16 protein-coding genes are annotated in these 18,531 nt (G+C 49.4%); 10 read left to right on the forward strand and 6 right to left on the reverse strand.

Annotated elements, in window-relative coordinates:
• Positions 1-49 precede the first annotated feature (49 nt).
• Entirely contained in the window at positions 50-2,248 is a 2,199-nt protein-coding gene (locus HV261_RS14855; protein WP_202038681.1) for a GTPase, read from the forward strand.
• A complete protein-coding gene (locus HV261_RS14860) occupies positions 2,248-3,954 on the forward strand; it encodes a LeoA/HP0731 family dynamin-like GTPase (protein ID WP_202038682.1) in 1,707 nt (568 codons plus the stop codon). The genes HV261_RS14855 and HV261_RS14860 overlap by 1 nt, the downstream gene beginning before the upstream one ends.
• A gap of 307 nt (positions 3,955-4,261) precedes the next feature.
• Here the strand turns inward: HV261_RS14860 and dcp are convergent, their stop codons facing one another.
• Positions 4,262-6,307: a peptidyl-dipeptidase Dcp gene (gene dcp, locus HV261_RS14865; protein ID WP_202038683.1), complete on the reverse strand. Its 2,046-nt coding sequence runs from the start codon at positions 6,305-6,307 to the stop codon at positions 4,262-4,264.
• Positions 6,308-6,444: 137 nt separating this feature from the next.
• Here dcp and ydfG point away from each other — a divergent pair, with 137 nt between their 5' ends.
• The 3 genes from ydfG to ydfZ all read left to right on the forward strand — a co-directional run bounded on the left by ydfG (position 6,445) and on the right by ydfZ (position 8,358).
• A complete protein-coding gene (ydfG, locus tag HV261_RS14870) occupies positions 6,445-7,191 on the forward strand; it encodes a bifunctional NADP-dependent 3-hydroxy acid dehydrogenase/3-hydroxypropionate dehydrogenase YdfG (RefSeq protein WP_137383108.1) in 747 nt (248 codons plus the stop codon).
• A gap of 86 nt (positions 7,192-7,277) precedes the next feature.
• The gene (locus tag HV261_RS14875) at positions 7,278-7,964 is read left to right on the forward strand and encodes a GntR family transcriptional regulator (RefSeq protein WP_202038684.1); all 687 of its coding nucleotides are present in this window, start codon (positions 7,278-7,280) and stop codon (positions 7,962-7,964) included.
• 190 nt (positions 7,965-8,154) lie between these two features.
• A complete protein-coding gene (ydfZ, locus tag HV261_RS14880) occupies positions 8,155-8,358 on the forward strand; it encodes a putative selenium delivery protein YdfZ (RefSeq protein ID WP_003032393.1) in 204 nt (67 codons plus the stop codon).
• A 66-nt stretch (positions 8,359-8,424) separates the two neighbouring features.
• Here the strand turns inward: ydfZ and HV261_RS14885 are convergent, their stop codons facing one another.
• The 4 genes from HV261_RS14885 to HV261_RS14900 form a co-directional block, all read right to left on the reverse strand.
• Positions 8,425-9,900 carry a mannitol dehydrogenase family protein gene (locus HV261_RS14885; RefSeq protein WP_202038685.1) on the reverse strand — a complete coding sequence of 492 codons (1,476 nt, stop codon included), beginning with the start codon at positions 9,898-9,900 and terminating at the stop codon, positions 8,425-8,427.
• A 161-nt stretch (positions 9,901-10,061) separates the two neighbouring features.
• Positions 10,062-11,396, reverse strand: coding sequence for an MFS transporter (locus tag HV261_RS14890; RefSeq protein ID WP_048211708.1), 1,335 nt, complete (start codon positions 11,394-11,396; stop codon positions 10,062-10,064).
• 60 nt (positions 11,397-11,456) lie between these two features.
• A complete protein-coding gene (gene rspA, locus HV261_RS14895) occupies positions 11,457-12,671 on the reverse strand; it encodes a starvation-sensing protein RspA (RefSeq protein ID WP_005121148.1) in 1,215 nt (404 codons plus the stop codon).
• Positions 12,672-12,778: 107 nt separating this feature from the next.
• Positions 12,779-13,105: a YnfA family protein gene (locus tag HV261_RS14900; RefSeq protein WP_005121149.1), complete on the reverse strand. Its 327-nt coding sequence runs from the start codon at positions 13,103-13,105 to the stop codon at positions 12,779-12,781.
• Between the two features lie 154 nt (positions 13,106-13,259).
• On the opposite strand from HV261_RS14900, the gene HV261_RS14905 reads away from it, so the two are divergent.
• Positions 13,260-13,601, forward strand: a complete 342-nt coding sequence (locus HV261_RS14905) for a DUF1283 family protein (RefSeq protein ID WP_137383113.1) — start codon at positions 13,260-13,262, stop codon at positions 13,599-13,601.
• A 35-nt stretch (positions 13,602-13,636) separates the two neighbouring features.
• Positions 13,637-14,197 carry a spermidine N1-acetyltransferase gene (gene speG, locus HV261_RS14910; protein ID WP_101743063.1) on the forward strand — a complete coding sequence of 187 codons (561 nt, stop codon included), beginning with the start codon at positions 13,637-13,639 and terminating at the stop codon, positions 14,195-14,197.
• 6 nt (positions 14,198-14,203) lie between these two features.
• Here speG and HV261_RS14915 read toward each other — a convergent pair whose 3' ends face one another.
• Positions 14,204-14,914: a YnfC family lipoprotein gene (locus tag HV261_RS14915; RefSeq protein WP_271440534.1), complete on the reverse strand. Its 711-nt coding sequence runs from the start codon at positions 14,912-14,914 to the stop codon at positions 14,204-14,206.
• Between the two features lie 106 nt (positions 14,915-15,020).
• Between HV261_RS14915 and HV261_RS14920 the strand changes: the two genes are divergently transcribed.
• From HV261_RS14920 to HV261_RS14930, 3 genes are all read left to right on the forward strand, one after another.
• Entirely contained in the window at positions 15,021-15,326 is a 306-nt protein-coding gene (locus HV261_RS14920; protein WP_137383118.1) for a DUF1161 domain-containing protein, read from the forward strand.
• 138 nt (positions 15,327-15,464) lie between these two features.
• On the forward strand, positions 15,465-17,903 hold the full coding sequence (gene ynfF, locus HV261_RS14925) for a selenate/tellurate reductase subunit YnfF (RefSeq protein WP_137383115.1): 2,439 nt from the start codon (positions 15,465-15,467) through the stop codon (positions 17,901-17,903).
• A 10-nt stretch (positions 17,904-17,913) separates the two neighbouring features.
• Positions 17,914-18,531, forward strand: a complete 618-nt coding sequence (locus HV261_RS14930) for a DMSO/selenate family reductase complex B subunit (protein ID WP_048211714.1) — start codon at positions 17,914-17,916, stop codon at positions 18,529-18,531.

The raw sequence follows: 18,531 nt of genomic DNA on the forward strand, positions 1-18,531 counted from the left end.
TATACCGCCACCCAACGGATTAAAACGGATTAACTTCAAAGGATTCTGCATGTCTGCCGCTATTGAGACCTCCGGACAGGTCTACAAGAAAATCTCACAAGAAGTTGGACGCATTCTCGATAATCTTACTAAGCCTGTAACCGACACTGCGCTAAAGAAAGCCAACGACCAAGCCCGTCTTCAACTTGAAAGTTTCCAGACACGGTTAAATGAAGCCATCGAAAGCTTGAGCGCGAATGCTGAGTGGGAGACGTTTACTATCGCCTTCTATGGCGAAACAAACGCCGGAAAATCAACAGTTATTGAAGCACTGCGCATCCTGCTTAAGGAAGAATCTAAACTCGCCAGACAAGATGCTTTTCGCAAGTTTCAGCAACAACATAATCTCTCGCCTGAGATTCTTGAGAACAACGACCGGCTGTTGAAAGACAATGAGACCCGGACCGAGGCCCTTAGCCGAGCTATAGCAGAATTACGAGGAAGCTATGCTGCGCGGGAAGCTGAACTTGAGAAAGAATTGTCGCGACTGAGCACGTTTATCGAAGATCAGAAAAAGCATTGGTCCGCAATACGTCGGCTGATAGCCCTATACATTCTCTCCCCAGCGCAAAAGCAACAACAACAGCTAAGGAAGCGACAACTGGCATTGGACGCTGAAATGAGTCAGGCAACACAACCCTTAACAAGCCAGCAAGCGGAATGCGACAGAGAGCGGCAGACGATTATAGAGCTACGGGCAAGAGTGGAGAACCAACTTGGCGAACTAAACGCGCTGGCGGATGGTGAAATCATCGGCACTGGTCTGTCAGACTTCACTCTGGACGCTACTCTTTATCCTTTCGAAGCACATGGCCAGCGTTTTGCTCTACTGGATATTCCTGGTATTGAAGGTAAAGAGAGCAAGGTGCTCGAACAAATTAAGCGAGCGGTCGAGAAAGCGCATGCGGTGTTTTATGTAACCAGCAAAGCAACTGCACCGCAGAAAGGTGATGAAGAAAATCCCGGAACACTGGAGAAAATTAAATCACACCTTAATGCGCAGACCGAGGTCTGGACATTGTTTAATAAGCGTGTGACAAATGCGATGAGTCTTAACAAACCCTTGGTGAATGAGGATGAAGCGCAGAGTATCAAGGATCTTAATGAAAAAATGCGCGAACAACTGGGTGAAAACTATCGAGATACGCTGGTTGTCAGCGCCATGCCAGGGTTTCTCAGTGTGGCTGAACATTTGGTGCCTGGCGGGTCGTACATTAAAAGCCGCGATAAATTTCTAAAATCCTTTACCAGAGAACAGTTACTTGAGAAAACGGGCGTTGCGGAACTTGCGCGCGTATTAACACAGCAGCTCGTCACCGACAGCAAAGACAAAATTACCCGCTCAAACACCCAAAAAACTCGCGTTGTGCTGGATGATATTGCTGCACAAGTGACTACGCTGCAACAGGACACCTATGCCGGGCTTGCCAGTCAGTTCAGTGATAAAAAAGACAGTGCGCATAAGCAGCTTGACCTTGCTCTGAAGTCACTGTACCAGCGACTGATTGACCGAGCTGATGAGGGAATTAGCCAGTTCCGTAATCAGGCACGGGAACAAGTTTATCAGGCCATTGACGGTGACATTAGCACCGACCGTTTTAAAAGTGAGCTGGAGTCTGCCATCAGCAGGGAGCACGGCAAGCTTGAAAAATCCCTCCCAGAAGCACTGAAAAAAGAGCTCGAGCGTTTTCAGCTTGAGATTAGCGACATCATTGAGCAATTCCAGCAGCACGCTCACGAGATACTCGACACCTTCGCAAGCCTGCAAAAACATCAGTTCAGTAGCGAGTTTCCACTCACCATTGATATTGATAATGGCATCAAGGTCTCAGGGCTATTGGCATCGCTTGCAGGAGGTGCGCTGTTATTTTGGAACCCCGCGGGGTGGCTAATCCTTGCCCCTGCACTCGCAAGCCTTGCCTTTGCGGCTTACAAGGCGGTGCGCAGCTTTTTCAGCTCCAACTACAAAATGTCGCAACAGAAGCAGTCAGCTGACAAAAATCTCAGCAATGTGGCCGCTCATATGAATGGCGCAATCTTAGAAGGTATCGAAAAGGCCTTCCCTGAACTGAAGAAGAAAATAGCCGAACTCAAAGTAATGTTGGAAGCACCGGTACAGCAGGTATCAAGCATAAATGAGATTTTGACTCAGGCGGCCGCAGCGTTACGCCTGTTATCTAATGAAATTGATTTTTCTGGAGCTAAGTAATGGAAAAAACGCTTGAGGCTTTTAAAGCACAACAGTTACGCAATATTTACATTTTGGATGGACTGACTGCATTTCTCGAGCAGGGGGAAAAGGTCGGTGTCCCGGTCGATGTACAACTTATTCATAAAATTGAGGCGGCCAAAGAGAATGCTGCAAATGGGAAATTAAAAATCGCTCTGATCGGTGGTTTTTCCGAAGGTAAAACCTCCATTGCAGCGGCATGGATGGGGCGTCTGGATAAAGCTAGCATGAACATCAGCCATCAGGAGTCATCCAACGAAGTCAAAGTGTACGACGTGGGTTCTGATTTTGTTCTGATCGATACGCCTGGGCTGTTTGGTTTTAAAGAGCAGTTCAATGAGGACACCCGAGCCGTCGAAAAATACAAGGACATGACAAAAAAGTATATCAGCGAGGCACATCTGATCCTCTACGTCATGAACTCCACCAACCCGATTAAAGAAAGCCACAAGGCCGACCTTGAATGGTTGTTCCGCACACTGAACCTGCTCGACCGAACGGTGTTTGTGCTTAGCCGTTTCGATGAGGTAGCTGACGTAGAGGACGAAGAGGATTACACGTCTAATATGCTGGTGAAACGCCAAAATGTGAGTTCTCGCCTTAGTGACCTGATTGCGCTGACCCAGCAGGAACGTGATGCGCTCAGTATTGTTGCTGTTGCGGCCAACCCCTTTGATATGGGAACGGAATATTGGCTGGAGAATCCTGAGAAATTCCAAGCCCTTTCCCACATCGTCGAATTACAGGATGCGACAAGTTACAAAATCGAGCGCAGCGGCGGTGCACTGGCACTGAGTGAAGAGACGAAAAAGAGCGTAATAAAGGATATTTTGTTCCGAAAACTTCCTGAGGCGATCGCTAACGATGATCGAATTAAGAAGGAGGTTGAAGGTCTTTCATCGATGCATACCCGGCTCTCTAAAGAGCTGCTCATGATGCAACGCGACATCACTGACGCCCGCATCAGTTTGAAAACCTTCGTTACTGATTACTTCAAAGATTTGATTTTGAGGGCCAAAGGCCTAAGTCTCGAAACCTATGTGGAATTTTTCGAGAACGAAATAGGCGAAAAAGGCATCGTGATTAATACCCGTCTCGAAAACGAGTTCGATCGTCGAGTCCAGTCCGTTAACAATGCTATCCGGAAAATGCATCTGGGCTACAGTGCGGAGATTAATCATTACAACGGTAATATTGCAGCCATGGGTAAGCAAGGGCTCAATTACATCGTTAAGAGCAATTTCATCAACAGTACAACCGTGATTGCGGCGCGTGATGGCGTGGTAACGGTTGGCAAAATGGCCGGATTAGAACTGGGCAAATTTCTGAAATTTAAGCCCTGGGGTGCCATAAAATTTGCAAAAGGCATGAACGGCGCGCTGGTATTTGTCGGCGTTGCGCTTGAACTCTGGGATACCTATAACCAAGCGAAGCGTGAAGAAGAGTTCAAGAAAATGATTGAATCCATGGTGGGAAATTTTAATCAGCAGCGCGAGGGGTTGATTAATACGCTGGAAGAGAGTGATTTTGACCGTAAGCATTTTACCGGCTTCGCAGAGATGCAGGACGAAATGACCAACCTTGAGACAACGATGCAGGCGATCCGCGAGCAACAATCCCTTTTTTCCCGCTGGCGCGCGGATGCGGAAGCGATTGACGCTGAATACACGCGTGCGAACGACTGAGTCTGGAAGAAACCTGGATGGGCACGGAGGGTTGTAATGTGCCTGGCCCAGATACGTTTTCAAATGATGCCTTGAAGCTGGCGCAGGACTTATTTCTTCAACTTTTAAATTTCTAAATGAATCCTGGCCCTCGCCTTTGCAAGAGGCAGTCGTTAACCACGTTCACTTCTGGCGCAGAGCGAAGAAAGGCCCCCCCCGCAAATTTTGCAGAATTTAAGGATTCATTTTAGGGAGGAATTTCGGGGAAGAAAAAATCCAGCTAAAAACCGGGCATCGCGCCCGGTTCAATTTTTTGGCTGACAATGCCTTAAGCGCTCAAACCACGATGTTTGAGCATCGGCTCCATTTTGGGTTCGCGTCCGCTCCACTGGCGAAAAAGCTCAGCTAAGTCAGTGCTGTTGCCACGGGACAAAATCGCTTCGCGGAATTTCTGCCCGTTTTCACGAGTCAATCCGCCCTGTTCTACAAACCACTGATAGCCGTCATCGGCCAGCATTTGCGTCCATAAATAAGCGTAATATCCTGCGGCATAACCACCGCCGAAGATATGGGCAAAATAGCTACTGCGATAACGCGGCGGTACCGCCTGCAGATCCAGTCCTTCCGCAGCCAGGGCCTGCAGCTCAAATTCATCGACTGACAGCGATGACACACTCTGCTCCAGGCTGTGCCAGCGCATATCCAGCAATGCAGCGCTGAGAAGCTCCGTCATATCATAACCTTTGTTAAACAAGCTGGCCCGTTGCATCTTCTCCAGCAATGGCTGGGGCATTTTTTCACCCGTTTCAACATGGCGAGCATAACGCGCGAAAACCTGCGGATCACTCGCCCAGTGTTCGTTAATCTGCGACGGGAACTCGACAAAATCACGCGGGGTATTCGTGCCTGACAGCGTTGCATACCGTTGGCTGGCAAACAAACCGTGTAACGTGTGTCCGAACTCATGGAACAACGTGATGACATCATCCCACAGCAGCAAGGCGGGTTGGCCCTGAGCAGGTTTCTGATAGTTGCAGACGTTGTAAATGACCGGTCTGGTTTCATTTTGCAGCGATTGCTCAACAAAATTCCCCATCCAGGCACCACCGCTTTTTGAGTCACGGGCAAAGAAATCACCATAAAACAGCGCCAGTCCTACGCCATCATGATCGAAAATTTCCCAAACCCGTACATCCGGATGATAAACAGGGATGTCAAAGCGCTCGATGAATTTAATGCCAAACAGTTGGTTTGCTGCCCAGAAAACACCTTCATTCAGCACCGTATCCAGGGCAAAGTAAGGTTTAAGCAGCGCTTCATCAAGAGCATATTTTTCACGGCGTACCTGCTCAGCATAAAATGCCCAGTCCCAGGCCTCAACCTCGAATTCGCCCTGTTGCTGGTTAATCGCTTTCTGAATTTCAGCCTGCTCATTCAGCGCGCGTTGACGTGCAGCAGGCACGATCGCCCGCATAAAAGAGAGTGCCGCTTCTGGCGTTTTCGCCATCTGATCGGCAATTTTCCAGGCTGCAAAATTCGCAAAACCCAGTAATGTTGCCTGCTCTCTGCGGATCTCCACCAGCCGTTTAATGATAGCGCGGGTATCGTTGGCATCATTTTTTTCCGCCCGCGTCCATGCCTGGGTAAACAGGTTTTCTCGTGTCTGTCGATCGCGTAATGCAGCAAGCGCCGGTTGTTGTGTGGTGTTCAATAGTGGGATAACCCAGCGTCCCTCAAGTCCTTTGTCACTGGCGGCTAGCGCCGCAACGGCAATTTCCTCTGCACTAAGTCCGTCAAGTTGCCGGACATCATTCACAATCAGTGCACCCGCTTTGTTCGCCGCCAGCAGACGCTGATTGAACTGACTGGTTAACGTCGCCGACTCCGTATTTAGCGCTTTCAGGCGCGCTTTGTCGGCGTCATTAAGACGCGCACCTGCCAACACAAAGCGTTGGTGAACCACCTCCAACAGACGCAATGACTCACCTTCCAGCTCCAGCGAAGAGCGTTGCTGCCAGACGGCATCTATACGCGCAAAAAGTGCGTCATTGAGGTAGATATCATTGGCCAGCGCAGCCAGTTCGGCGGAGAAGGCCTCGTCAAGCCGCTGCAGCTCATCGTTGGTATGCGCCGCCGTCATCGCAAAAAAAACGCTGGTGACGCGCGTCAACAACGCCCCACTTTGCTCAAGCGCCAGCAACGTATTTGTGAAATCAGGAGCCTGTTGGTTTTGCACAATCGCCGCTATTTCAGCGCGTTTTTGTTTCACACCTTCATCAAACGCGGGCCGATAATGGCAATCTTCAATCTGATCGAATTGCGGTGCCTGGTAAGGTAATGTGCTGTGGTGCAAAAAAGGATTTGTTAACGACATCTTTTCCTCCTGAAAACGATTTGTTTACTAGAGTAGGCCTCCCAGGATTCGACCGCAATCTCGTTAAGCAGGAATAGCTCTGAACAGAAATGACGTGCTATGGTAGTACTACATAAAAAGCGTTGAGGAACAGTGAGATGATCGTTTTAGTAACCGGAGCAACAGCAGGTTTTGGTGAGTGCATTACGCGTCGTTTTATTGAGAATGGGCATAAAGTTATTGCCACCGGACGCCGCCAGGAACGTCTGCAGGAACTGAAAGATGAACTGGGTAATAATCTGTATACCGCCCAGCTTGACGTACGCAATCGCGCATCCATTGAAGAGATGCTGGACGCCCTGCCCGCCGAATGGCGCAATATCGATATTCTGGTCAACAATGCCGGTCTGGCGCTGGGTCTTGAGCCAGCCCACAAAGCGAATGTTGATGACTGGGAAACCATGATCGATACCAACAACAAAGGCCTGATTTATATGACTCGTGCCGTTCTGCCTGGCATGGTCGAGCGTAACCGCGGCCACATTATTAATATCGGCTCTACCGCCGGTAGCTGGCCGTATGCTGGCGGGAACGTGTATGGTGCAACCAAAGCGTTTGTTCGTCAGTTTAGTCTGAACCTGCGTACAGACTTACACGGCACAGCGATCCGCGTTACCGACATTGAACCCGGGCTGGTTGGCGGTACCGAGTTCTCTAATGTGCGTTTCAAAGGCGACGATGATAAAGCAGGTAAAACCTACGAAAATACCACTGCACTGACTCCGCAAGATGTCACTGAAGCCGTATGGTGGGTTGCTTCGTTACCGGCTCATGTCAACATCAATACCCTTGAGATGATGCCAGTCACCCAGTCTTTTGCCGGGCTCAGCGTGCATCGAAGCTAAATGAGATACCCGGCCTTGTGCCGGGTATAGAAAGCGCGCGATAAGTGATAAAATAGCCGGGTTAACTCTCTAATAAGTAAGAATGAATGACCGTAGAAACGCAGCTCAACCCTACACAGCCGGTAAATCAACAGATTTACCGTATTCTTCGCAGCGATATCGTGCATTGCCTGATTGCACCCGGTACGCCATTGTCGGAGAAAGAGGTTTCCGTACGCTTTAACGTGTCTCGCCAGCCGGTACGAGAAGCATTCATCAAACTGGCAGAGAACGGTTTGATTCAGATCCGTCCACAACGTGGCAGTTACGTGAATAAGATCTCGCTGTCGCAGGTGCAAAATGGCTGTTTTGTACGTCAGGCCATTGAGTGTGCCGTAGCCCGCCGCGCCGCCTCGATGATCACCGACAACCAGTGCTATCAACTGGAACAAAACCTGCATCAGCAACGCATTGCCATTGACCGTAAGCAGCTCAACGATTTTTTCCAGCTTGATGATGAGTTTCATCAGAAACTGGCATTAATCGCTGATTGCCAGCTTGCCTGGGACACCGTCGAGAATATTAAAGCCACGATAGACCGAGTGCGCTATATGAGTCTGGATCACGTCTCTCCGCCTGAAATGCTACTTCGTCAGCACCATGATATCTTTGCGGCGCTGGTAAAACATGATGGCGATGCCGTCGAGCATGCAATGAAGCTGCACCTACAGGAAATTAGCGAATCTGTTCAGCTTATTCGTCAGGAAAATAGCGACTGGTTTAGCGAAGACTAATACGTAGCTCACCTCTCACTGAGGTGAGTTTCCCCGAACAATCCCCTCTCCCGCATATCCCCATAAAAAAAGCTGTGATTTTGATCGAAAACAAAAAAAATCATTAACGAGAAGCGTATTTATATTGCGCCCGTTACGTGGGACTAAAAGCCCACGGGCTTTGACGGTAAGTTGGAAAGGAGAAAACACCATGAAAACATACGATCGTAACCGCAACGCAATCACCACTGGCAGCCGCGTCATGATTAGTGACACCGGACTCACCGGCCGTATTACAGCCATTGACACCGATGGCCTGACCGCTGAGCAAATCCGCCGCGGTAAAACAGTGGAAATCGAAGGATGTGAAGGCAAATATGCCCCCCTCGAACTGATTCGTTTAGGCATGAACTAATTGGTGTGAATGCCAAAAATAATGCGCCATCTGGCTGTCGTTAAAGCCGGATGGCGACATAAAGCGTTATCTTACTGACTGTAATTTCGCCGCATATTTCGCAACCGTTGCCTTCGCACCTTCCGCCAACAAAGTCAGGTACGCTTCTGTAACCTGCTTTTTAACCAGTTCAATTTGTGGCAGTTTGTCACCAAAAATAGCGTCAATAGCCAATAGCGCCAGCACACGATCTTCACCTTCGTGACTGTTCTGTACCGCTTTCTGGATAACTGGCAGCAGCGGATCGCTAATTTCAATAGTTTGTCCCTGCTCATCCACACCACCGACATAGCGCATCCAACCCGCCACACCGAGCGCAAGAAGATCAAAACCACTACCGTGCACGATATGCCAACGCACAGAGTCAAGCATACGTTGCGGCAGTTTCTGGCTACCGTCCATGGCAATCTGCCAGGTACGGTGGCGCAACGCCGGGTTGCTATAGCGATCAATCAGCAAGTCGGCATAATGCTGGAGATCCACCCCTTTCACTTTTAATGTTGGCGCTTGCTCCTGCAGCATCAAGGCGCGGGCGGCGAGACGATAGTTCTCATCCCCCATGCAGTCGTTGATGTGTTGATATCCTGCCAGGTAGCCGAGGTAAGCCAGGAAAGAGTGGCTGCCGTTAAGCATGCGCAACTTCATCTCTTCGAACGGGATAACATCTGCCACCAGTTCAGCCCCGGCTTTTTCCCACTCTGGACGCCCAGCGACAAAGTTATCTTCAATGACCCACTGACGGAACGGTTCGCATGCCACACCCGCCGGATCGCGTACCCCGGTAAGTTGTTCAATTTTGTCCAGCGTATCTGCGGTTACCGCCGGGACAATACGGTCAACCATTGTTGACGGGAACGTCACATATTGTTCGATCCATGCAGCCAGCTCAGCATCCACCGCACGTGCATATGCGGTGACAACATTGCGCATCACATGACCGTTTTCAGGCATGTTGTCACAAGACATCACGGTAAACGCACCTAAACCTGCGGCTTTACGGCGTGCAAGTGCTTCAACCACCACACCCGGCGCGGTCTTTGGCTGTTTTGGGTTTTGCAGGTCGGCGGCAATCATCGGGTTATCCAACATCAATTGCCCGGTTGCCGGAGAGTGGCAATACCCCTTCTCAGTAATGGTCAGGGAAACGATCGCCACCTGCGGTTCGCACAGCGCGGCCAGTACTGCTTCCAGTCCATCAACCTGCGCATGCAACGCCTTTTTCACCACGCCAACAACTCTTGCGGTCCAGGCATCCGCAGACATTTCCGCAACGGTGTACAGGTTATCTTGCTGTTTCAAATCAGCAATCTGCTGCTCTCCGCCAATCAGGTTTACTTCGCAGTATCCCCAGCCACTATTGTGATCTGCTGCCAGGATGTCAGCGTATACCCCCTGGTGTGCGCGGTGGAAAGCACCGAACCCCAGGTGAACAATACGCGGAACCAATTTTGTACGATCGTAGCCAGGAAGTGCAGCCTTTGCCGCTAAGAGCTTGTTTTGCATTGTATGACCTACTTATCAATGAAATCAGGACTGTCTCAGAGTAACGCCAGTATGGTTGTATGTTTTGATTTGCATTAAATTTTCTATAATTGGTATGACATCATTTATTGAGTTATGTACCAATGTCGGTGAATTTGGCGGCATACTGCCGCCAAAGGATATTAATGTTTCTGCCACTGCTGGTATTCACGCTTAAGTCTTTGCGGAGCGGTTTCCGGCATCATCAACAAACCAATAATTGAGATAACGCCAAGCACAATCACATAGGTTGCAAGTCCATAGTAATGTCCACCTGTTACTTGCAGAATTTTTACTGCTACTAAGCCAAGAATCCCACTGCCTATTAGCGACCCCAGTTGCCAAATTAATGCTATTCCGCTACAGCGAATATGAGTTGGGAAAAGCTCTGGAAAATATGAAGCCTGAGGTGCATAACACATACTATGTCCAATACTCAGCACCATGATCATTACTATTTGTGTAAGCCAAAAACTATCCTGATTAATCGCAAGGAAGAAAGGAATAATCATAACGACCTGCAGCAACGCACCGATAATATAGACAGGTTTACGTCCAATTTTATCGCATAGTGACCCCATCAACGGTATTGCAATGATTTCTATTATGACCGCAACGATCATTGTCTCCATCAAAATATTAGCATCAAGATTATTTGCCTTACCGTAAGCCAAAACAATCACTGTGAACATTGCAAATGTGCAAGCTTCAATCAGTTTCGCACAGACTCCCTTGACAACAATGCCAGGAAAATCACGGATAACTTCAACGAGTGGACGTGATTCTTCTGCTTTTGTCTCTCTAATCTGAGCAAAGACAGGTGACTCATCAATTTTTAAGCGGATAAACAGCCCAACAATAACCAGTAACAGACTCAACAGGAACGGTATACGCCACCCGTAATCCATCATTGCCTCTGGAGAAAGTGTGGCATTTAACAACGCAAAGAGTGCTAACGGCAGAAGGAAACCAACCGGGGCACCAATTTGAACCCAACTGGAAAAAAATCCACGATGTTTGGGTTCAGAATATTCAGCAGTCATCAGTACTGCACCGGCTTGCTCTCCTCCGACCCCAAATCCCTGTAATACACGAATAAAAATAAGTAAAGCTGGAGCCCAGACGCCTATTTTCTCATATGTAGGTAATAACCCGATACAGAACGTCCCCAAACCAACAATTAATATGGTAATAACCAGTGCTTTTTTACGCCCAACCTTATCGCCAATATGGCCAAAGACAATTCCTCCTAATGGTCTAGCGAGAAAACCAACAGCATAGGTTGCAAAAGCAGCGAGAGTACTTATTAACGGATCGTCACTTGGGAAAAATAAATGACCAAAAAAGAGTACAGCTGCTGTCCCGTATGCAAAAAAGTCATAATACTCAGCAGCAGTACCAATTGCGGATGCTGAAGCCACTCGACGAATAATGGGCTTATTATCTACGTTATTTTTAATATCGACTGAACTAACCATAAGTTTAACCTTCTGTAGGGTATTGGGTTAATCAACATCTTTCGTACGTAAAAATTACATTTACCAGTTCCACAGCGTGCCATCTTCAAGACGGGCTACCGGCAGATATGCGGGATCGTACGGATATTTCGCTGCAAGTTTTTCGTCAAACTCAATACCGAGCCCTGGTTTGTCTCCTGGGTGCATATAGCCGTTATCAAAGGTCCAGTTATGCGGGAACACTTCCAGCATCTGTTCTGAGTACCCCATATATTCCTGCACCCCGAAGTTTGGTACCCACAGATCGAAATGCAGCGCAGCGGCCATGCAGACTGGCGACAAATCGGAAGGTCCATGAGAACCCGTGCGTACCTGATAAAGTGAAGCAAAATCAGCAATACGACGCATACCGGTGATACCGCCTGCATGGGTAATAGTGGTGCGGATATAGTCAATCAGCTGTTCTTCAATAAGCTGCTTGCAGTCCCAGATACTGTTGAAGACTTCCCCTACGGCAATCGGCGTGACCGTATGCTGGCGGATCAGGCGGAAGCACGCCTGGTTTTCAGCTGGGGTTGGGTCTTCCATCCAAAATAAACGGTATTGTTCAATGCTCTTGCCAAAACGGGCCGCTTCAATTGGCGTCAGGCGGTGATGCATGTCATGCAGAAGATGTTCATCAAAACCAAATTTGTTGCGAACGGCTTCAAACAATTTCGGTGTGAAATCGAGATATTTCTCCGTCGACCACAGTTGTTCTTCCGGCCACTGGCCTTTGGTCGCAGGTTCGTAGGCCAGGCCTTTACCTTTAGACATACCGTAGGTGGTCTTCATCCCCGGTACACCACACTGCACCCGGATCGCTTTAAACCCCATCTCTTTATGACGCGCGTAATCCTCCAGCACATCATCAATGGAATGACCCGTTGTGTGACAATACACCATGACGCCTTCGCGTGATGCGCCACCCAGCAACTGGTACAACGGCATATTCGCCGCCTTCGCTTTGATATCCCACAGGGCCATATCCACCGCAGAAATCGCCGACATCGTTACCGGGCCGCGACGCCAGTAAGCCCCCTTGTAGAAAAACTGCCAGATATCCTCAATTCGATGCGCATCACGCCCAATGAGCTGTGGACACACATGATCTTTCAGGTAGGACGCCACGGATAATTCACGCCCGTTCAGCGTGGCATCCCCTAATCCAGTGATCCCATCGTCTGTCGTGATTTTCAGCGTGACAAAATTACGCCCTGGACAGGTAACAAAAACTTCAGCCCCGACAATCTTCATTTTTTAATCCTTACATCTGTTCTTGTGATGCAGGAAATTTACCCAACTGAGCTACTACCATACAAGTATGAAGATCAAAAAAACGCTCACTGATCACAAAAAAGGCGCTATGCGCGCCCCCATCCGGCCACAATGATCAACATCCCACACAATGCCACTAACGCGCCGGACCAGTCGTACAGGCTCAATTTTACGCCATCGACAATGCGTAACCAGAGCAATGCAGTCACCACATAGACACCACCATACGCGGCATATACCCGCCCGCTCGCCGCCGGATGTAGCGTCAGCAACCAGACGAACAGCGCTAATGACACCCCAGCGGGAACCAGCAGCCAGGCCGTCGCCCCACGCTTAAGCCAGAGCCAGGGTAAAAAGCAGCCAATGATTTCGCATAACGCGGTGACGAAGAAAAGTAATGTTGTCTTAAGCATTGAAGTTATTCAGTTACCTTCGGTTTAACCATGATACGACAGAATATGTCCAACGTATCCATATGCGCCCAGTGGGTATGCCCTGGCGCAGGAATAGTGTAGAATTTAACCCTGTTTTATCGTTTTTTTCCCTTTCTCATTAAAGGAATTCGCCATGAAAATTACACTGACCAAACGCCTGTGCCTGACGGCGATGCTGACGCTGGCGGCGGCTGTGTACACCTCTTCCGCATTTGCTGAAACCAGTAAACTGGTCATAGAGTCCGGGGACAGTGCGCAAAGTCGTCAACAGGCCGCAATGGAAAAGGAACAATGGAACGATACGCGTCAGTTGCGTCAGAAAGTCAACAAGCGTACAGAGAAAGAGTGGGACAAAGCCGACGCTGCTTTTGATAGCCGTGATAAATGCGAACAAAGCGCGAACCTGAATGCGTATTGGGAGCCTAACACCCTGCGTTGTCTCGATCGTCGCACTGGCCGCACCGTTGCCCCATAATCATTGTGCTCACCAAAATATTGAAAGGATACGATATGGCAAGCGCCCTCAGTGTAAAGCTGCGCCCGCTGGAGCGTGAAGATTTACGTTTCGTCCATCAGCTTGATAACAACGCCAGCGTCATGCGCTACTGGTTTGAAGAACCTTACGAAGCGTTTGTGGAGCTGTCAGACCTGTATGACAAACACATTCACGACCAAAGTGAACGCCGTTTTGTGGTCGAGTGTGACGGTGAGAAAGCCGGGCTGGTGGAGCTGGTTGAAATAAACCATGTGCACCGCCGGGCTGAATTTCAGATCATCATTTCCCCGGATTACCAGGGCAAAGGTCTGGCAACGCGCGCGGCAAAGCTGGCGATGGATTACGGTTTTACCGTGCTTAACTTATATAAGCTGTATCTGATCGTTGATAAAGAGAACGAAAAAGCAATTCACATCTACCGCAAACTTGGCTTTATGGTGGAAGGTGAACTGATTCATGAGTTCTTTATTAACGGCCAATACCGTAACACCATTCGCATGTGTATCTTCCAACAGCAATATCTGGCCGACCACAAAACACCGGGTTCCAACCTGTTACAACCTACCGCTCAGTAAAAACGGTTAGTAGTAATCAATGGTGTTTTCAATCGAGTAATGATGCTCAACTGCCGGCTTTACGCTTTCGTCAACGATAACCAGCTGGCAGTTGACCGGATTAGCATACGAATCATACTCACAGGTTTGTTTGACGTTACCTAAAGGGCGATCGTTCAGCATGCTTACTGCCGTGTAATCCAGTTTTTTCAATGGATCGGCTGACGGTTTAGCGTCAACCTGCAGCGTATTGTCCTTACTGATGGTGGTTTTGCCGAGCGGGTAGCCTTCCGCGTCATACCGGTACTGCACCTTCATCTCTTTTCCCGTGGCGGACACAACAAAACCGTTATCGTCGGTATCCCACACTACGCCCGCAGAAGGCAGTTCCGCCAGTTGGCATTTCCCCTGTAAACGGATCCGTTTTTCCAGCGTTTCGGCGTCCCGATAGAAGTTCGCATCCAGCACTAATGCCATTCCCGTATTATTTTCGACATCATGCAATTCCAGCGTATCAAAACAGCCTTCCTGCGAGAGCGTACCTGTGACGCGCTTAGTCACTTCGCCTTTGTCGTTGAGCAGTGTCTGACTAAAATCTTTCACCGGGCCGCGTAACGGATCAAAATCAAATTCATTGGAGAAGCTGGCCATTTCCGGCGTAAAGGACACCAGCCCTTTGGCGTTATCACACCCAACCAACACGATACACAGGAAACCTAACAGGGTCTGTTTCTTCACATTTTTCACCGGGATAAGAAGATAATTCTCAATCATATTAGCAAATACAGTTATTTACACCAGAAATGCTAATCTTAGTTTATGTCGATCACGAAAGGAGTTGATGATGAAATACATAGCAGGAATTGCCGCGAGCTTATTATTGGTCGCTTCCCCGCAGATCCTGGCGGCACCCGCGTCCTGTGAGCGCGTGAAGAGTGATATCGAACAGCGCATTATGAATAATGGTGTCGCGGAATCCAGTTTCACGCTGAATATTGTTCCTAATGACCAGGCCGATCAGCCTGATTCACTGGTGGTCGGTCATTGTGCCAATGATACGCACAAGATCCTCTATACCCGAACCCACAGCGGTAACGCGCCCGCAAACAGTAGCCCTTCTCAGGACGGCCACGTGGCTGAACCGCAATAAATTTTTACCCTCCGTTCGCGGAGGGTCACTCCTGTTTGATATGCATTAATAAGATTTACCTATAAATAGGTAGACTCAACTTCATTGTTAGCAAGCTAGTTATTTCGTTATAAAGCAATATATATAACGACAATTACAATGGAGTGGGTTATGTCTGAAGATGAGCAATATGGAGGTATTAGCCGCAGGACGTTAGTGAAATCCTCGGCTATAGGTTCACTGGCACTTGCTGCCGGAGGCCTGTCACTACCCTTTGGTATTCGTGCCGCTGCTGCTGCCGTACAGCAATCAGTGCAACCTGTTGAAGATAAAGCTGTCTGGAGTTCCTGTACGGTTAACTGCGGCAGCCGTTGCCTTTTACGTCTGCATGTGAAAGATGATGCAGTCTACTGGGTTGAATCTGATACGACCGGCGATGATATCTACGGTAATCACCAGGTTCGCGCCTGCTTGCGCGGTCGTTCGATTCGCCGTCGTATGAACCACCCTGACCGCCTCAAATACCCGATGAAACGCGTTGGTAAACGCGGTGAAGGCAAATTTGAGCGTATCAGTTGGGATGAAGCACTGGATACCGTTGCCGGAAACCTGAAGCGTATTTTGCATGATTACGGTAATGAAGCCGTTCACGTTCTTTACGGTACCGGTGTGGATGGCGGTAATATCACGAACTCCAACGTCCCCTACCGTTTGATGAATTCCTGTGGGGGCTATCTAAGCCGTTACGGGAGTTACAGCACCGCACAAATCAGCGCCGCCATGGGATATATGTTCGGTGCTAACGACGGTAACAGCCCCGACGATATCGCCAACACAAAGCTGGTTGTGATGTTTGGTAATAACCCAGCCGAAACGCGTATGAGCGGCGGTGGCGTAACCTGGTATGTCGAGCAGGCGCGTGAGCGGTCAAATGCCAGAATGATCGTTATCGATCCACGCTACAATGACACCGCCGCAGGTCGTGAAGATGAATGGCTGCCTATTCGCCCAGGGACGGATGCTGCACTGGCCGCCGCAATCGGCTGGGTGCTGATCACAGAAGATCTGATTGATAAACCTTTCCTTGATAAATACTGCGTCGGCTACGATGAAACCACTCTCCCCGCCAGCGCACCGCGTAATGCGCACTACAAGGCCTATATATTAGGTGACGGCCCGGACGGAATTGCCAAAACCCCGCAATGGGCATCTCAGATTACCAGCATCCCCGCAGACAAAATCATCCAGTTAGCGCGTGAAATCGGTTCGGCAAAACCGGCTTACATCTGTCAGGGCTGGGGGCCGCAACGCCATTCCAACGGTGAACAGACAGCCCGAGCAATCACCATGCTCTCTGTTTTAACAGGAAACGTGGGAATTAACGGCGGTAACTCCGGTATGCGTGAAGGGACGTGGGATCTGGGCGTTGAATGGTTCTCCATGTTAGAGAACCCGGTCAAAACACAGATATCGGTGTTCACCTGGACGGATGCTATCGATCATGGCGCAGAAATGACAGCCACCCGCGACGGTGTACGCGGCAAAGATAAACTGGATGTGCCTATCAAGTTTATCTGGTGCTATGCCAGCAATACGCTCATCAACCAGCATGGCAATATTGCTCATACTCATGACGTTTTACAGGATGACAGTAAGTGCGAAATGATTGTCGGCATTGAGCACTTTATGACCGCATCGGCGAAGTACTGCGACATCCTGCTGCCGGATCTGATGCCTACTGAACAAGAAGACCTCATTTCACATGAATCCGCCGGGAATATGGGCTATGTAATCCTCGGACAGCCCGCTACCTCACCTAAATTTGAACGAAAACCCATTTACTGGATGTTAAGTGAAGTCGCGAAACGCCTGGGCCCGGACGTCTATCAAAAATTCACGGAAGGCCGCACCCAGCACGAGTGGGTGAAATATCTGCATGCCAAAACCAAAGAACGTAACCCGGAAATGCCGGATTACGAAGAGATGAAAACAACCGGTATTTTCAAGAAAAAATGCCCGGAAGAACACTATGTCGCCTTCCGTTCATTCCGCGAAGATCCTGCGGCAAACCCGTTGAAAACGCCCTCAGGGAAAATTGAGATTTACTCTGAAAGACTGGCCACCATTGCCGAGACATGGGAACTCAAGCAAGACGAGATTGTGCATCCGCTACCGGCTTATGCGCCAGGCTTTGACGGCTGGGACGACCCCAAACGCAAAACGTATCCGCTACAGCTCACCGGATTCCACTATAAGGCGCGAACTCACTCAAGCTACGGCAACATTGATGTTTTACAACAGGCATGCCCGCAGGAAATCTGGATTAACCCCGTCGATGCCCGTTCACGTGGCATTCATCACGGCGATACGGTACGGGTGTTTAACAGCAATGGTCAGATGCTGATCGCTGCGAAAGTCACACCGCGTATTTTGCCCGGCGTGACAGCCATCGGCCAAGGCGCATGGCTCAATGCTGATATGTTTGGTGACCAGATCGATCACGGTGGCTCTATCAACATTCTCACGTCACATCGCCCTTCTCCGTTAGCGAAGGGGAATCCATCACACAGTAATCTCGTTCAGGTTGAAAAGGCGTAAGGTGTAACCCATGACGACTCAATACGGATTTTTTATCGACTCCGCCCGTTGCACCGGTTGTAAAACTTGCGAACTGGCCTGCAAAGACTTCAAAAACTTAACGCCGGACGTCAGTTTCCGCCGTATTTACGAATACGCCGGCGGTGACTGGCAGGAAGATAACGGCGTCTGGCACCAGAACGTTTTCGCCTACTACCTCTCCATTGCGTGTAACCACTGTGAAGACCCGGCCTGTACCAAGGTGTGTCCGAGCGGCGCGATGCACAAACGTGAAGATGGTTTTGTGGTCGTGGATGAAGATGTGTGCATTGGCTGCCGCTATTGCCACATGGCCTGCCCGTATGGCGCACCGCAATACAATGCTGCCAAAGGGCACATGACCAAGTGCGATGGCTGCCATGAACGCGTTGCTGAGGGTAAGAAACCCATCTGTGTCGAATCCTGCCCGCTGCGTGCGCTGGACTTCGGCCCGATAGAGGAACTGCGTAAAAAACACGGCACCCTGGCCGCGGTTGCGCCGCTCCCTGGCGCGCACTTTACCAAACCAAGCATCGTCATCAAACCAAATGCCAATAGCCGCCCGACCGGGGATACCACGGGTTATCTGGCGAATCCGAAGGAGGTCTAA

This window comes from Citrobacter sp. RHBSTW-00671, from assembly GCF_014103415.1.
Lineage (GTDB): Bacteria > Pseudomonadota > Gammaproteobacteria > Enterobacterales > Enterobacteriaceae > Citrobacter.

Bases quoted from the DNA above. Each gene is read 5' to 3' on its own strand.
- HV261_RS14905 (WP_137383113.1), top strand. From the start codon at position 13,260: ATGAAAATTACACTGACCAAACGCCTGTGCCTGACGGCGATGCTGACG.
- ydfG (WP_137383108.1), top strand. From the start codon at position 6,445: ATGATCGTTTTAGTAACCGGAGCAACAGCAGGTTTTGGTGAGTGCATT.
- ynfF (WP_137383115.1), top strand. From the start codon at position 15,465: ATGGAGTGGGTTATGTCTGAAGATGAGCAATATGGAGGTATTAGCCGC.
- rspA (WP_005121148.1), bottom strand. From the start codon at position 12,671: ATGAAGATTGTCGGGGCTGAAGTTTTTGTTACCTGTCCAGGGCGTAAT.
- HV261_RS14855 (WP_202038681.1), top strand. From the start codon at position 50: ATGTCTGCCGCTATTGAGACCTCCGGACAGGTCTACAAGAAAATCTCA.
- ydfZ (WP_003032393.1), top strand. From the start codon at position 8,155: ATGAAAACATACGATCGTAACCGCAACGCAATCACCACTGGCAGCCGC.
- HV261_RS14900 (WP_005121149.1), bottom strand. From the start codon at position 13,105: ATGCTTAAGACAACATTACTTTTCTTCGTCACCGCGTTATGCGAAATC.
- HV261_RS14885 (WP_202038685.1), bottom strand. From the start codon at position 9,900: ATGCAAAACAAGCTCTTAGCGGCAAAGGCTGCACTTCCTGGCTACGAT.
- HV261_RS14890 (WP_048211708.1), bottom strand. From the start codon at position 11,396: ATGGTTAGTTCAGTCGATATTAAAAATAACGTAGATAATAAGCCCATT.
- HV261_RS14930 (WP_048211714.1), top strand. From the start codon at position 17,914: ATGACGACTCAATACGGATTTTTTATCGACTCCGCCCGTTGCACCGGT.
- dcp (WP_202038683.1), bottom strand. From the start codon at position 6,307: ATGTCGTTAACAAATCCTTTTTTGCACCACAGCACATTACCTTACCAG.
- HV261_RS14860 (WP_202038682.1), top strand. From the start codon at position 2,248: ATGGAAAAAACGCTTGAGGCTTTTAAAGCACAACAGTTACGCAATATT.
- speG (WP_101743063.1), top strand. From the start codon at position 13,637: ATGGCAAGCGCCCTCAGTGTAAAGCTGCGCCCGCTGGAGCGTGAAGAT.
- HV261_RS14920 (WP_137383118.1), top strand. From the start codon at position 15,021: ATGAAATACATAGCAGGAATTGCCGCGAGCTTATTATTGGTCGCTTCC.
- HV261_RS14875 (WP_202038684.1), top strand. From the start codon at position 7,278: ATGACCGTAGAAACGCAGCTCAACCCTACACAGCCGGTAAATCAACAG.